The sequence below is a fragment of the Ralstonia pickettii genome (assembly GCF_000607165.1).
GTDB classification, from domain to species: Bacteria; Pseudomonadota; Gammaproteobacteria; order Burkholderiales; family Burkholderiaceae; genus Ralstonia; species Ralstonia holmesii.
Window position 1 is genome coordinate 1 of the sequence record NZ_JFZG01000035.1, and the last position, 14416, is coordinate 14416.

11 protein-coding genes are annotated in these 14416 nt (G+C 56.6%); 6 read left to right on the top strand and 5 right to left on the bottom strand.

Going from position 1 to position 14416, the window contains the following annotated elements; translation table 11 throughout:
* The first annotated feature begins 484 nt into the window (after nt 1–484).
* The 4 genes from BG83_RS0126805 to BG83_RS28220 all read left to right on the top strand — a co-directional run bounded on the left by BG83_RS0126805 (nt 485) and on the right by BG83_RS28220 (nt 4185).
* A complete protein-coding gene (locus BG83_RS0126805) occupies nt 485–1705 on the top strand; it encodes an AAA family ATPase (RefSeq protein ID WP_012435751.1) in 1221 nt (406 codons plus the stop codon).
* Between the two features lie 115 nt (nt 1706–1820).
* Nucleotides 1821–2048, top strand: a complete 228-nt coding sequence (locus tag BG83_RS29170) for a hypothetical protein (protein ID WP_012435750.1) — start codon at nt 1821–1823, stop codon at nt 2046–2048.
* Nucleotides 2026–2802: a metallophosphoesterase gene (locus BG83_RS0126810; RefSeq protein ID WP_012435749.1), complete on the top strand. Its 777-nt coding sequence runs from the start codon at nt 2026–2028 to the stop codon at nt 2800–2802. Before BG83_RS29170 ends, BG83_RS0126810 begins: the two co-directional genes overlap by 23 nt.
* Nucleotides 2803–2973: 171 nt before the next feature.
* Nucleotides 2974–4185 carry a Druantia anti-phage system protein DruA gene (locus BG83_RS28220; protein ID WP_012435748.1) on the top strand — a complete coding sequence of 404 codons (1212 nt, stop codon included), beginning with the start codon at nt 2974–2976 and terminating at the stop codon, nt 4183–4185.
* Here the strand turns inward: BG83_RS28220 and BG83_RS0126820 are convergent.
* Together BG83_RS0126820 and BG83_RS0126825 are read right to left on the bottom strand one after the other, a co-directional pair.
* On the bottom strand, nt 4182–5399 hold the full coding sequence (locus BG83_RS0126820; RefSeq protein WP_012435747.1) for a hypothetical protein: 1218 nt from the start codon (nt 5397–5399) through the stop codon (nt 4182–4184). The genes BG83_RS28220 and BG83_RS0126820 overlap by 4 nt on opposite strands.
* Entirely contained in the window at nt 5392–8058 is a 2667-nt protein-coding gene (locus BG83_RS0126825) for a protein kinase (protein WP_139111351.1), read from the bottom strand. Before BG83_RS0126825 ends, BG83_RS0126820 begins: the two co-directional genes overlap by 8 nt.
* Before the next feature lie 385 nt (nt 8059–8443).
* On the opposite strand from BG83_RS0126825, the gene BG83_RS0126830 reads away from it, so the two are divergent.
* Both BG83_RS0126830 and BG83_RS0126835 read left to right on the top strand, forming a co-directional pair.
* Complete coding sequence (locus BG83_RS0126830) at nt 8444–8797, top strand: hypothetical protein (RefSeq protein WP_012435745.1); 354 nt, start codon at nt 8444–8446, stop codon at nt 8795–8797.
* A gap of 311 nt (nt 8798–9108) precedes the next feature.
* Nucleotides 9109–10569 carry a hypothetical protein gene (locus BG83_RS0126835; RefSeq protein WP_021197849.1) on the top strand — a complete coding sequence of 487 codons (1461 nt, stop codon included), beginning with the start codon at nt 9109–9111 and terminating at the stop codon, nt 10567–10569.
* On the opposite strand, the gene BG83_RS29175 is transcribed toward BG83_RS0126835, so the two are convergent.
* The 3 genes from BG83_RS29175 to BG83_RS0126845 are packed head-to-tail and all read right to left on the bottom strand — an operon-like array spanning nt 10537 to nt 14415.
* Complete coding sequence (locus BG83_RS29175; RefSeq protein ID WP_012435743.1) at nt 10537–11598, bottom strand: TniQ family protein; 1062 nt, start codon at nt 11596–11598, stop codon at nt 10537–10539. The two genes, BG83_RS0126835 and BG83_RS29175, sit on opposite strands and share 33 nt — an antisense overlap.
* Entirely contained in the window at nt 11595–12500 is a 906-nt protein-coding gene (locus BG83_RS0126840) for a TniB family NTP-binding protein (RefSeq protein ID WP_012435742.1), read from the bottom strand. Before BG83_RS0126840 ends, BG83_RS29175 begins: the two co-directional genes overlap by 4 nt.
* Nucleotides 12493–14415, bottom strand: a complete 1923-nt coding sequence (locus tag BG83_RS0126845) for a Mu transposase C-terminal domain-containing protein (RefSeq protein WP_012435741.1) — start codon at nt 14413–14415, stop codon at nt 12493–12495. The genes BG83_RS0126840 and BG83_RS0126845 overlap by 8 nt, the downstream gene beginning before the upstream one ends.
* Nucleotide 14416 lies beyond the last annotated feature (1 nt).

Here is a 14416-nt window from a genome sequence, read left to right on the forward strand (position 1 = left end):
TGTCCGCGTAGCGAAGATAATTAGAAAATAGCGAAGTAGATTAGAAAATATCGAAGTTTGGATTGGGTGCTACCCAGCGAGAAGCCGCACTACAGAGCCATTCCCCTCACTTTTTCGGCTCTACGAAATGATGCGCCGCACCATTTGATGCGCAGCGCATCCGCCCATCACGTCGTCCGACCACAACGTTCGCGGCTGCGAACCAAGTCCAGTACTTCGCCGGATAGCCTCAGCCTACCTGGTGTTGTATGGTTCAAGAACGTGGTTACACGAGCCGCATCACACCTTTCATACCTCCATGGCTGCCAAAGACACCTGCCGTCACCAATCGACCCCAGCGGTCGATGTCGGCAGCCGCGCGTTCGCTCCGTCAGAGCGAACTCACTCGCGAATAGCTGACTGACCTCGGGCTTCTTCGGCTCCCGGCGTTGCCGGGTTCGATGGCTGCGGCTGCAAGCCATTGATTCGCGTATGGAGAATCATCATGTCTGCTCCCCGGCAACCTTCGGAGCACCCACCTGGATTTGTTCCTTTAGGGGATCTGTCCGAGCAGCGTAGTGCGGCGGCATGGCATCTGCTCATCCCCTCGAACACGCACACCGTCCTTGAGGCTGCCCGACAAGCCAAACTGGACCTTGCGGTGATAAAAGAAGATGAGCATGAATCCTCATCTGCTGGACCGGCTGTGGCGACGCCGGCAGAAGTGGTTCCCGCTCCTCGCCGTGCTCGGCCCCGGCATATTCAGGTTTTTGGGCCTGAAGCGCTGGCGCTCGCCAACGAGCACATGCAAGGTGCAGACCGCAGCCAGCGGCGGTGCGCCGAGACATTGTTGGAGCGAGCCGGGAGCAATGAGGGCTACCGCGCACTACCTCGTGTTCGATCTGCCCTGAAGAAGCTCGAAACGGCGCGGAGCGTGTTCGGCAACCTGAGTGAGCCGATTGAGAAGCTCAGGATTGATCTCACGTTGAACAGTGCGATGCGGACAAAGGATTTCCGGATTCGGCCGATCCTGCTGACAGGACCACCAGGCATTGGAAAAACGCACTTTGCGCTGAAGTTGGCAGAGCTTCTGAATGTGCCAATGCGGAAGTGGTCCGCTGGAAGTGCCCAGGCAAGCTTCCAACTGACGGGCGGCGATAGCGCCTGGCACAGCGCTCGACCTGGGATGGTTATTGAGATGCTCGCCCGTGGCAGCTCGGCGACGCCTGTGCTCATCTTGGACGAAGTGGACAAGATTGGTAGCGATGTCCGCTACCCGGTAACTCCTGTACTGCTGGATCTACTTGAGTCCGAGACAGCAAGCACATTCCAAGACATGTTCTTGCATATGGCGTTTGACGCCAGTCGGATCATCTACGTCCTGACGGCCAATGATCTCAACGCTGTGCCTTCCCCGCTATTGAGCCGCGTAGAGGTGTTTGACATCCCGGCACCTGAGCCCGAGCAGCGGTTGCTGCTTGTTTTGGCGGAGGTGCAGCGGCTGCAGCGTGCCACCGGCAAGCGCATTGAGTTGGACGCCAGCGCGGCAGAAGCCTTGGCAGGACGGAGCGACCTAGATCTGCGCGCAACACATCGTTTGGTCCAGGATGCTTTTGCGACTGCGATGGCATCAGGAAAGCACGTCGCCGCGCCCAAGATGCCGCGGCGCGCCGGGCGGCAGGCGATCGGCTTCGTGGCAGACCGACAATCTGGTGAGCGGGCCTAGGGGCAATGAATCACCATGCCCGCGACCTACGCTATTGCAATCGCCCTGTGGAGAGACGCGCTGCCGCGAAGGCGTGGACGGAGTAATCTGGGGGGCAGGACAAATGGAGCAAGCCATGCCGGCAGACAAATTCGGCCGATTCATGACCAGCGATACATTTTTGACGCGCGCGGACGCGGCAGTTGCCGCGGCAGTACGCCGCCTCGAAAAGCAAGGCATCGTACCGGCTTACATCCGACGCCAACCAGAGCCGCAGGCAAAATCTGAAGCGGCCCCAAGCGACATCCCTCCTGATGTGAGCCAGGACGTCACGAGTAAGCATGAATCTCCTGGTTCTAAGTGACCTGCACCTCGAATTCACTACCCTCGACATCGACACGACGGGCGCTGATGTCATCGTGCTTGCTGGTGACATTCATATAGGCAAGCGAGGAATGCCTTGGATTGAAGCCCAGAGTCGTGGCCTGCCGGTCATCTATGTGCCTGGCAACCACGAGTTCTACAAAGGCGAGCACAGCAGAGTGCTGCGAGATCTGCGGGCGGCATGCGCGGCAACGTCGAACGTTCATCTCCTCGACATGGATAGATTCGTGATCGGGGACGTAGAGTTCCTAGGTGCCACGCTCTGGACAGACTTCGCTTTGTACGGGGGTACAGAAGAAAACGTGCGTACCGCCGAAGGCTACGCTGGTCGAGGCATGTCCGACTTCACCGGGGCCATTCGTTTTGAATCGCACGGGGTGTTCAGAAAGTTGCAACCGCGGGATACGACACGGATGCACCACGTCGCGCGCGACTGGCTCCGCACGGAACTAATGTCCCCTTCACAGCACAGGCGGGTGGTCGTTACCCATCACGCCCCTTCGGCCAAGAGTGTCTCGTCGCGCTATCAAGATGATCCGCTGACGTCTGCATATGCCAGCCGCATGGATGATGTGGTCCAACTGGCCGATCTATGGATTCATGGCCATATGCACGACAGCTTCGACTACAGCGTCGGCGCATGTCGCGTTATATGCAATCCACGGGGATATGCACCGAAAGGACACCCAGCGGAAAATCAGGCCTTCAGTACTGGATTAGTGCTTGAGATATAGCCCCGTAACCCATCGTTGGGGAATCACACCGATTGGTAGGCACTCTTGCGGCGCCGCACATTACCTCGGGCGATGAGGCTACACGCGTGAAAGTCGCATGCTGAGACACGGCACTAGCGTTGCTTTTCCCATGCTTGACTTCCGCGCGCACCTCTGGCCAAATAGCGCCCCATGACCAGTAACGTGCGCCGAACTCCGTCCAATCTCATTGAAGGGGCATTCCATGCCCCTTCAGGCGCAGTCATATGGCTTGAATCTAGGAAACAACAGCTTGCCGCAGATATTGTTTCAGCCCACGCCGCCTGCACCAACGCTCTGACGTTCGGCAACAAGGACTTTGTCCGAGGATTGCATGTTGCTGCCCGCGGGCTTGGGGAGCGAATTGGATACAGTGGCAAGCTTGCGGCATTGTTCGAGCGCCACCGTCACTGGTTCAAAAACGGCCAGAACATCGATGTTCATGCAATAAAGCCCGCGCTCCGACTGGTGCAAACGACAGAGGAAGAGCAGCTGTGGACGTTGGCTCGTGCGTGCTGGTCCATGCCGTACTCGAAAGGATACGGCCGCAGGTTACGCTTCCTTGTAGTGGACGAAACCCATGGCGGCCTGATTGGTATCCTGGGACTGCAATCCCCTCCGGCAGACCTTGCCTGCCGAGACACACTATTCGAGTTTCCCGCTGGTCGGAAACTCGAGCTGGTCAACCAAACGATGGACGCCTACACCATCGGCGCGATCCCGCCTTATAGCTTCCTGCTAGGAGGCAAGCTTTGCGCGGGACTACTCGCAGCGGACGCAATCCGGGAGGCGTACTGGCTAAGATACGCGGCGAAGCGCACGACAATGCAACGCCAACAAATCCAGCAGCCGCTCGTAGCGATTACAACGACCAGCGCGTTTGGCAAGAGCGCGCAGTACAACCGCCTGCGATACGATAGCCGTCTGCTGGCGGAGCCGATTGGTTACACGAAGGGATTCGGGATGCTCCATTTGGAGCATCTCTACGATCGCATGTGCGATTTGCTGGTAGCCCATGGACAGCTGACACCCAACGGATATGGAAACGGCCCCAAGGTTCGCTGGCAAAACGTTACCAAAGCGCTGATGTTGCTTGGGTTACCGCTGGACCTACTTGCACATGGCGTGCAACGTGAAGTCTATCTATTCAACCTAGTCAGCGACCTCCACTCTGGCATGGCAGGCGGTTCTTTCGGAGCCCCCCAAAGACTATCTGTGGATGAGTACTCGGATTACTGGAAGCAACGATGGGCAGTACCTCGATCCCACCGCTACCCAGATTGGCGCGAAGTCGATGCACAAAATCTAGTGCGCGAGAAGGTCCAAGAATGGGACCTTCTCACAGCGCAAAAAAAACAGCGCTAACAACTTGGACGTCTTTCACGTGACGTCTCAATTTTCGTTTCCAATTCCAGCTCGCCGATCTGTTGAAGTCGGCCAAGAACCCCTGCCAAGTCTTCGAAGTGCAATCGCCACAGCGTCCCAACGCCACTGGAGTACTTGCCAGCGTTGAACTGCTTTGGGCGCGCCCGCAGAACTGTGACCTCGTTACGCACCTGCAGCGCAAGTGCGACGCCAACCGCCTGCAGTTTCGATCCCATGTGAATGAGCCAGACGTTCGATCCCGCGCTTTGATCAATCTGGCTGACCAGAGTGCCCAATGTCTGGCGATAGTCTCGCGTACTGCAAGTATGGTGGTTGCGCTCACATAGTGACGGAGCGGTCGTATCAGAAGGCTCCTTACCTACCATTACTGCCAGCTGACGATTTACGATTCGACGCTGCAGATCCAATCGCCACCTCATGGAAGACGCGGGTGGCTCACCAAGGATCCAGAAGATGGATGACACTGGCGACACAAGTGGCTGATCGCTGATGTGAGCAAGGCAGCGCACCAACCGAGATGTGCGTAACGAGGGCAGCGCGATAACTCGATCAGGGCGATTCTCTGCGTTCAAACCAGGATACAGCTCGTTGACGTCCACATCGGAGACACCTTGCTCGGCAAACGAGCTGTCGTCACCATCCGACAAGGCTTCTTGGACCAACTCCTCGAGCCTCGATTCATATTCGAAGCGCGGAGGAGCATATTCCTCTGGCTCTGCGTAGACGATGTCGAGTACGAGTCGCGGTGCCTGTGGAATGAGCGTTGCAAGAACGGACAGGATCAACGTACTTGATGCGCCGCTAATATCGAAAGCGACGCGAACTTTCTGTCGGCTTTGCCGAAGCTCCTGCAGCGCAGCTTGCACGGCGCATTGCACCTCATGCGGACTTTCGGCGCTGAAGGTGCGAATTTCGGAACAAAAACGCGACAGAGCCCCGCGGATGGCATCCCCATTACCCTCGTTGTCCTGAGTATTGATGTCGTAGCAACCTAGCAAGGCAATAGCCGCCCCACCCTGAGGTAAGCGCTCAGCGAACAATTGGGGGATAGCGGAAGCTCGATCCTCAAAACCAAGGGCACTAATTAGCAGATCGGGAGAAACCTCATCTCCATCCCACGGTTCAACTTCGGGAAGAGACACCTGTACATCGTCAAAGCAAATTCGTTTGACGAAAGCCTGCTTGTCAGTCATCTGTATCCTCGAACAATTCCCCACTGAACCGATCCGCGCCGCTCTTGGTGGCATACGACATCCTTGCTCGATCCGCAAAACGCTCCGGAGCCGTCAGGAATGTTTGCAGCTCCTCAATGTCGCGCACCCCTAGATAACTATCACGCTTGAGCGAAAGTCCGAATGCTGGATTGAATATTCGCCGCAACTCCCAACGCATAGTTTGCTTTGAAAGCCCCTCCTTGGCGCGACTGTCTTGTAGCTCAATAAAGATCGCTCGCCGGAGAAGCTCGCGCGCGAGAGATCCTAGCTCTGGGTCAAGATCACGTAACAAGGCAATCGTCGATCTCGGTTCATCCTTGGTCATCTCCAGACGGTAAAGTCGATACGGCTCCTTCGCAGAGTTCAGTCGCCCCTTAACCATCACGTCACGGACGGCCGCTCCGTACTGTCCAAGAATCTTGGCCATTAGCGCTCCGAATGGATGCAAACCATCCACGCGCTCCTTGAACGCCTTTGAGATAGAAACGATCGCCTCGTGTTGAGCAGCCTTGGTAATGGGTGCCGTGGTATCGCGCTGCACGCTTCCCTTGACGAACATCTCACGAACGATCTGTAAAACCGTGGCGGTATCGCCACTCCATAGCCGCCCAAGAGCGTGCAACCCATGATAGTAGTAGCGACGCCCCTGAGTACTGCCATGCTCGCGAATATAGCTGGCAAGCTGAACATCATCAGCATATGGTTCCGAAGATCCAATAAGCTTCTCTGCCCGCCCCGCCCAACCAGCTCTGCTCAGCCGTCGATCAATCAGGTTCGTCACAAACCGTTTCGCAGCATGATCATCGACGTCCGCCAAAGCTCGGCTACCTGCGTCGATAGTGGTGAACTCGCGCGTCTCCTCTAGTGTGACCCCATCGATATCGCCCGGATCAAAACCGAACTTCTCGCAGGAAATCTTGAAGTAGTGAGTTGGAACGCGCTCAAAAATTATCTTATTAAGTATTCGTTGAATTTCTTCCTGCACTCGGTTTGACGAGTAGTCATCCAACAGGAATACCACTTGATGCCTCTTGAAGTAAGGGAAGACAGATCCCAACTTTCCAGTTAGATCAGCAAGGAACGTATCCGGAAGATGATCGTTCCATTCGCCATCTCGAAGCAAAGTTCCATGGAGCTGAACCCGTAAGGCATCAAGGTCATCTGCGAAATGAAGGATGCGACTGCGATTGGTCAGTCTTGCCGATTCAACGGGACGACTGAAGTACGACGAGATAAGTGCAACGATATTATCGAAACCAGCTTCATCTAGTCGAAAAGCGCGGTTCGCCACTGAATCGGCATAGGCCATACCAAGAGATTTTAGAAGCTCACGAGCAACTATCAATTGGAAGTAAGTTGCAATCTCATGCGCCCTCTGCTCAGCGCGCCCCTCCTTGCGAGCCAACCAGCTAAGGTTGTTTTGAAGATGTGCAGCGCAACTGATATATACCCCAAAAGAGTCAAAAGGGCTTGCACGTCCGCGTTCCGCATTCTGAGCACGTAAGCCCAAATGTGTTCTTACTGCAAGATAGCGGAATATCATTGACTTACCGCACCCGCGTGGACCAGTGAGCACGATAGGTTTACGCTCCTGGATGTCCTGCATCCACGGCAATGTTTCAACGAAAAGCTCCAGCAGCGTCGCGTCGTCGGCTAAATGCTCGGCCGAAATGGCCTCAAACGGCTGGAACTTTGACTCATCAATCTCCACCTCTTCGAGTTCACGCTGAAGAACTTGCAACTCCTGGGCAATTTGGTTCTCAATCGGAAAATGCCTCGCCTGGTCCTCATCCACCAACTTTTCGATGAACTGCAGGAACCGGCGCATGAAGTGAGGGTGACTGGAGGCGACACGACGGTTCCGATGTAGACCGTTGTAAAGCTCCACCAATATCTGAACAAAACAGATTTTGTCGTCTCGGCTCTTGCTTGTAGTCTGATTGGATGGTTTTAGACTACCCAAATCGATAATTGATACTTCCAATCGATGCTCGTCATCAGCGAGCAGAGCCAATTCCGCTGGCACCTGAGAAATCATGACGTTGCCCACGTGCAGATCGTCATGTTTCAACTCAACCCGCTTGAGGTAGGTGATAGCTCGAAGCACCTGCATTGCTACACTGCAGACAAAATCGATCTCGAGCGAGTCCTCTTGGAGATACTGCTCCAAGGTCCTCCCCGTAACCCAGGGGGCTATAAAGCAAACAAAGTCTTCTTCGGCATCCGGCATACCCGGCGGCGGCGCAGAAAGGCCGACTGACATCGGGCAAACAAAGAGCGATTTAGCTGGACGAAGTTTGGATGTATACAGCAGCTCTTGCTCGAGCCGTGGCTGCTTGTAGTCGCCGGGGACTGCAAGCTTGGCAGCAAACTCCTCATGGGTCGCCGGGTCGCGAACCCTCAAGACGAACCCCTTCCACCCGCGGCGTTTGTGCAAACCGTGCACACGCCCCTCCGCATCTCGATCCAGAACTTCATAGGTATGCGTTGACTGGCCATCGAGTGCTCGTACCGTCAACGTGGCAGGAATAATGGGAGCGCCATCTATCCAGTTGCGCTGTGCCTCACTAAGTGCGTCCATTGTTTTGTTGCCTATGATCTGCGCTACGTCGACCATCGCCGAAGTTGCAATCGCCATCCCCACTACCGTACGGCCGGCACACGTAGGCCTGACCTGCACGATATCCCCTCGACCATTTCTCAGAACCCTAAGATTCTTGGCTGAGGAGTGTACCCTCAGACGGTTAGATAGCTCAGTGATCTAGCCCCCCCCAATTAGAGGGATATTTAATCTCATACATCACTGGATTGGCGCAGATACCTCCCATACTGGGCTCCAAGAAAATTTGGCAACCACAATTAAAATACTCTTACACCTGATATAGATATCTCGGAATTCGCCTCCCTTCGGGCGAGGGGTGCGGCAAGCGAATTCGCCGCCGTTAAATGTACGTTGGGCATCGCGGCAACCCACGAACGGCCCGCGTGCATTTTCGATTCGTACCCGCAAATCAGATTGACTTATGAATACGTTGTTCGCAAAAACCTTTGGTGGCCTCTCTCGTGCTTACTACTTCCGCCATTTCCTGTTTGGCGTGATTTTTCCCGCGTTCATATTCCTCTTCGCGAGCAACGCCGGAAAACCGCTCCCCTACCAGATGGTTCTGTTCGCCCTCATCAGCACCGTGCTCTATCCATATGCCCGGTTCGTGTACGAAGGCGTGATGAACTTCATTCTCGGCAACAACGTCTTCTTCGTGAACGCAATCGTGATGCTGTTCGCCAAGTTCAGCACGATGCTGATCTGTTGGGCTTTCGCGATCTTCATTGCGCCGATCGGACTGGTGTATCTGTACCTCCGTCATAGCCGGGCGTAAGCAACAGCCAGAAATTCGTCATCGGCGCTCGGCCGCGGCCAGGTAGATCCCCGTGCCGGGCGACGCTTTGACGATCAGATCAGGATCACATGTTCCGCATAAACGCGTTTCCAAAAAGGGAAGGCCGTTGGCGCGTGGATTGGTTCGGCCCCATCGCCTTCCCCGATCGCATGGTGCGACGGCGCCATCCGTCCGTTCTGGTCTCCTTGTCCAAGGACAAGTGCCCTGAAGGCAGCAGTCGCTTATCGCTTCTCTCGCTCCGCGAAACCGAAAGGCAGCAGACCCGATGCTGGGTTTCAGTCGGAACCACAATGCTCCTGCGTATCGGCGACGTGTGGCGCGAACAGAGCTTGGAATCCCGTGCCGCTGACGAAGAACTGCATTGCGAGAACCTGGAGATCAGCCAGGACACCTGCGAGCTAGTAAAAGCTGGATCGAGCTTCGAAGACGGCAGTTTCATGCTGCCGCTCCATGAGCATGCTGGACATCGCGAGAACACGCACTCCTATTGCGTTCGAGTCACCTTGCCAGACGGGAAGCTCCTTGTCGTGCCCTGCATGGAGTTGATCCGTTTCTACTTCGGCTCGTCCAGTGAGCTCCTCAACAGGCTGTTCCACCCCCAACTCGATAGAGGGCATCTTTACACGGGGACGCCGGCAATAGATCGGCACAACCGGATGACGCTTCAACTTGCCGACCGTATTCCGCGCGCAAGCGCCGAGGACGTCGCAAGAATCGCCGGCAGTCGGCTGGCATGGCGCGCGGCCAAAATGATTGGAGCCTCCTGCGTACGCGCCGCTCAGGCTCGCCAAGAGGTTTACCCGCAGACCCTATTTCCGTTCGAAGGAACGACAACACTGCGAGCCGCTGGGAAGTGGCTGTCGCGAGGCAATGATCCCAAAGGAACGTTCCTCGTCTATCAACTCCTGAGTTGCTCGCACCCGTTCCCCTTCAAGTCACTGCGGTTCCATGTGACGGGTGGAAAGAAAGCTCACACTACCGGAATGGTGCCCGATACCCCGCCACAGGAAGCACCGCCCACAGCCCGGAAAGCCAAGGAACCCGCCCAAGTCAGCCTGGAGGAGCATGACCCTTCGTCGCAGCTTGCTCCGGCTACGATGCCCGTGCGCGGCAATCGGCGATTCACCGACCTGGAAAACAAATACGTCTTCGCCGACCGAACAATAGCCGGACAAAAGCCTCGCGCTAGTGCCTCGTCCGGCGAACCGATCAACGAGCACGCGATCGGCGAACCGGGCTCCACAAAGCGCATCCGCGAAACACAGATCGTCGACGATGACAGCGAGATTCCAGACCCGCCGGCATTCCTCGAACACGCTGTCAAAGCGCTATCCACGCTGAATGATGCTTCCGTGCGAGTCCTGACGGCGAGCCGCGACGATGGCTGGACCGTCCCGATGCCACTGATCTCAGACGAGGACGGTGTGCTGAACGAGCACCTCTTGATGCCTGAAGACAATCACCGGCTCAAGCGTGTAGCTGCCTTTGCTGTTTCCTCAAAGGAAGCATCCACGTTGCTCATGGTTCACGAAGCCAACCCGCCTATATCGTTTGCGGTTCCCTTGAAAAACCAGAGCGATGAAGCGATACAACGTGCAGTCCAGGCCGCGACGGGAGCATTCATCTCAGTACAGGACGGTGGCGACCATCGTGTGATGGCGTTGGAACACACGCAGGCCAGTACTCCCGACGAACTGCGCTCCTGGATCTCAATGCAGCTATACCACGCAGCCATCGCGTATCTGCGGTGAGCTGCTCATCGCAATTGGAAGCTCAGCGGGCAAGTCTCGACGCGCGTGAAGAGACGCCTCGCGCCGATACCCAGCCAAGATATCCTTAACAAAATGGTGGTGCAACGGAGCAGTGGGCTTGACAGGCTGCGCGTGCGCCTCGGGATCGTGCTGAAGCAGCCAAAGGGACCACAGCAATACTGCATGCCGAGCCAGTACAGATTGCAGTTCCAGCGCCGGCTTTCTGGTGCGCACAATCTCCAAGTCGGAGTAACCGAAGCGACAGGCTAGACAGTCACAGAGACGCGGCTTGACCTTGCACGACAACATCGTCACGGCCATAGCGTGCAAACGATCCAACAGGTCTCGCGGGCCCGCGGCGCCCAACGAAGAGAGATCGCGCGTCAGTTGCTGCAGCTCGGAAAGGAGACCACTGCCTCGATCATCTACGTTGGGCGCCTCCGCCATCCGAAGATCGAAGTCGCAGTTGTGGCAATGGCAAATGCCATCGATCTCCGCGTGACACAAGTTTGTATCGACGCGCTGAACAAACAAGCTCGCGCCACAACGGGGGCACCTATCGAGCAACAAACGCTGGTGCCGCTCACAGAATGTTTGCAGTGCGACTCGCCAGCAGCGGCGGAAGTACGGTCTTGGATCAGTCCTTAGACAGTACGGGCAAAACTGAAGACCTGGGCCAAGCCGGGCGCTTCGCGGCAGCTTGATCGAGATCACCCACGGAAGAATTCCACCAACGTGGAACTCTGGATACAGCGTCCCTTCATAGAACCGCAGCGTCGTCTGACGAACTGCCTCCAACGGAGTCCCCGTGTGCAGTGCCAGCGACTCCAGAAGCCATTGTGGGCTGCGCCGGTCGATGTCCACTGTCAACACGCGTGCGTCAGCTCCGAGTGCCAGATTGCAGAATGACGTCAAACTCATTCCGTGGCCATGCGCCAATCGAACAACCCAGCTCGACAGCAACTCGCCCGGTATCGGTTTATACCGAATCGGCCAGAGCAGCACGTTGGCGCATGACCAGGTTTTCACAGCCTTCGCCTGTAGGTCTTGCGCTTGGAGGGCGGCACCCAGTCCAATGCTTCGAGCTGCTTTTCGGTAATCGCTTCCTCGCCGGAACGGATAGCGTCAACCGCCGCCGTTTTCACGAGATCGAAGATGTCACCGAGAGTGGACTCGCTCTTCATATAGATCGCCTGCATCATCTCGGGGTAGTGCAGCCCTGATGGCTTGCGCAGCGGCGTCCGGCGCTCCAGCGTCTTCAGCAACGTCCCTAGCTGCCGGCCGGGCGTCCAACTGGGCATCTCGATCGGAACGAATCGACTCGACATCTGCGGATCGGCATTGAACGCGTTGTATGCCTCTTCGATCCCTGAGGCGACGATACTGACCTTCGCCTCATTGCTCAGGCTCTTGAGTGCGTTGCGAAACTCGCGTTGCTTGGTCAGGCCACCGGCAATTAGATGGTGGATCTCGTCGATGATGAGGATGCGCACATCCATCTCGCCAAAGAGGCGTTTGACCTGCGAGTACTTTTCATAGACTGGGGCCGTCGGCTTATATGGCGTCATCAGACTATCCATGATTCGACTGTAGAAGTCGGATAGGTCGGGCTTGGGTGGTGCGTCGACCATCACCACCGGACACCGTGTTGCCTCGTGCTCGGGATCCACGTCGGGAAGATGTTGATCGCGGAATCGCTCAAGAATGGATGTCTTGCCGCTATATGACGGACCAACAATCAGGTAACTCGGCATCCGCGTTACCTTTGGATAGTCGAGCAGATCCTCCAGCTTCTGGAGCGTGGTCGTCGCATGGTCGAGCTGTAGCCACGTGCCCTCCTGAATCTTCCGAATCCGATCCTTGGTTGGCAGGTCCAGGTACTCCTGTGCCTTTGGACTGAGGTGGCCATACTCAACCGTCGTGCTATTCATCGTCGCTCAGTGCCTGAATATCGTCTGGGTCGTACCCACGGACTGCCGGCGCAAGCCTGGACGGCTCGATCTTCGAGGCCCGTGGCAGGTCTTTAGATTTTTGCGCGCGAGCTTTGTCCTGCTGTTTGCGCTGCTGCTCAGCACGACGTGCCGCCTTGCTTTTTTCAGCGGCAGCTTCTTCGAGTTCGCGCTGCCGCGCGATCAGCGCAAACAAGTCCCGTTCGCTGTATTCCTTCATGCCCGCAGCCTTCGCTGCATTGTTGGCTGCACGTATCTCCCAGATGCTTGCCGGCGGCAAGCTCGAATCTCGATAGGGAATCGCCTGATACCGTTTGAGATCGGTATCGAAGAAGTACAACACGCTCATGTCGCGTGGGTCATAGCGGAACCGGAACTTCTTACCTCGCTTCGGATTGTCAGGATCGCGTTCCCCAATCCACGGTCTCAAGACATCGTGGAAGTAGTGGATGTTGTCGTTGACAACTCCATCTCCTCGGATCGCTCGCTCCTCGAATGGCATGAAGTCGATGCGGACCTTCTCGGGATCGGCGACTATCGGTGGGATTCCACGGCCCATCTTTCCCCGTGTGCCGAGAATGCCTTCGGTCCATTTGGTCAGCGGCGTCGTGCCAATGCCCGCGTGAACGTCTCGATGATATCGAGCGAACATCAGGACAAGCCATTTCTCCAGCTCATCGATAGTCATGCAGGCATTGCCCTCGGCGTCGTACTCTCCTTTCTGCTGGGGATTCGCGAACGTTGCCCCTTTGAGCTCTTTCAACTCCTCCGATACGGTGCCCATGAGCCGCTCGATGTGCGCACCGTAGCGAGGCTGCTTTACCGGCCGGAGGTGAATATCGATGTGGTACTCCCTCGCAGCGACGGCCAGCATCTTGCCTCTGAATTCCTTGGCGTTGTCCATATGGAGTACGTCTATGGGGCCGCGGAAGGGCCACTCAATATCTCCGCACCCCAGCCGCGCCATCCATTCCCCCTTATCCAACATGGCGTGCGAGATGCACATGCCCGCGGACATCGCTGAAGGTGGATCCAGAGACAAGTACATGCCCAAACATGCGCGGCTGAAAACATCGATTGCCAAAGTGATCCAGGCCCGTCCGATCGACTTGCGGTGCTTGTCGTCCACGATGATGACGGGCAACAGAGTGTGATCGACCTGCACCATGGCAAGAGGCCACTCAGCATCCGGAATGGATCCCTTATTCACGCTAAATCGTTGCTCAGCGGCGCGGCGCCCCTCACGACGCTTGAGCGCTTCTTGTTCATCCAACCAACTTAGATGCCGGTGTATCGTCGACTCGGCCGGAAGAGGCTCAAGCTCCGCGACATAGCACAGGCGGCGAATTTCCCTGGCCGCCTTCGCTACGGACGGCTTTTGCATGGTCAGATAGTGCTCTTGAACGTAGTTGTCCAAGATCAGCTTCACTTCTGGCGCGAGGCGACTGCGCCCGCGGCCACCGCTCTTGCGCGTCGGTATTAGCGAAGACAGCTGTTCAGACGCAAGGTAGGTCCGCAGCCAGTTGTAGAGCGTCGCGATACTCACGTCTGCGTCGGCTGCCACAGCGACGTAGTCTGCTTTCTTTCGATTCCGCCGAAGAGCGAGCAGAGGACTAATGATGTCTAGGCGGCTTTGCGCCTCTTCCCAGTCGTCATCCGATACGTCTTCGAGGTCGATCTGGCCTTGGGGCTCGGGCGAGCCATCACTGCCTCTGAACGGAGGCTTGAGCGACCCTATGTTCAAAATGACAATCGCTCCCGACGCGTCCTCGCGTGCGAGAACCTGGTCCAAGGCGGCGTAGCGGAGAATTGTGTATGCGCGCCCATCGTGACTGTAGCTGCTGCCCTTCTTAATCGGCAGAAGAGTCGGCGTCTTTCCTAACGACTTGCTTGCCATG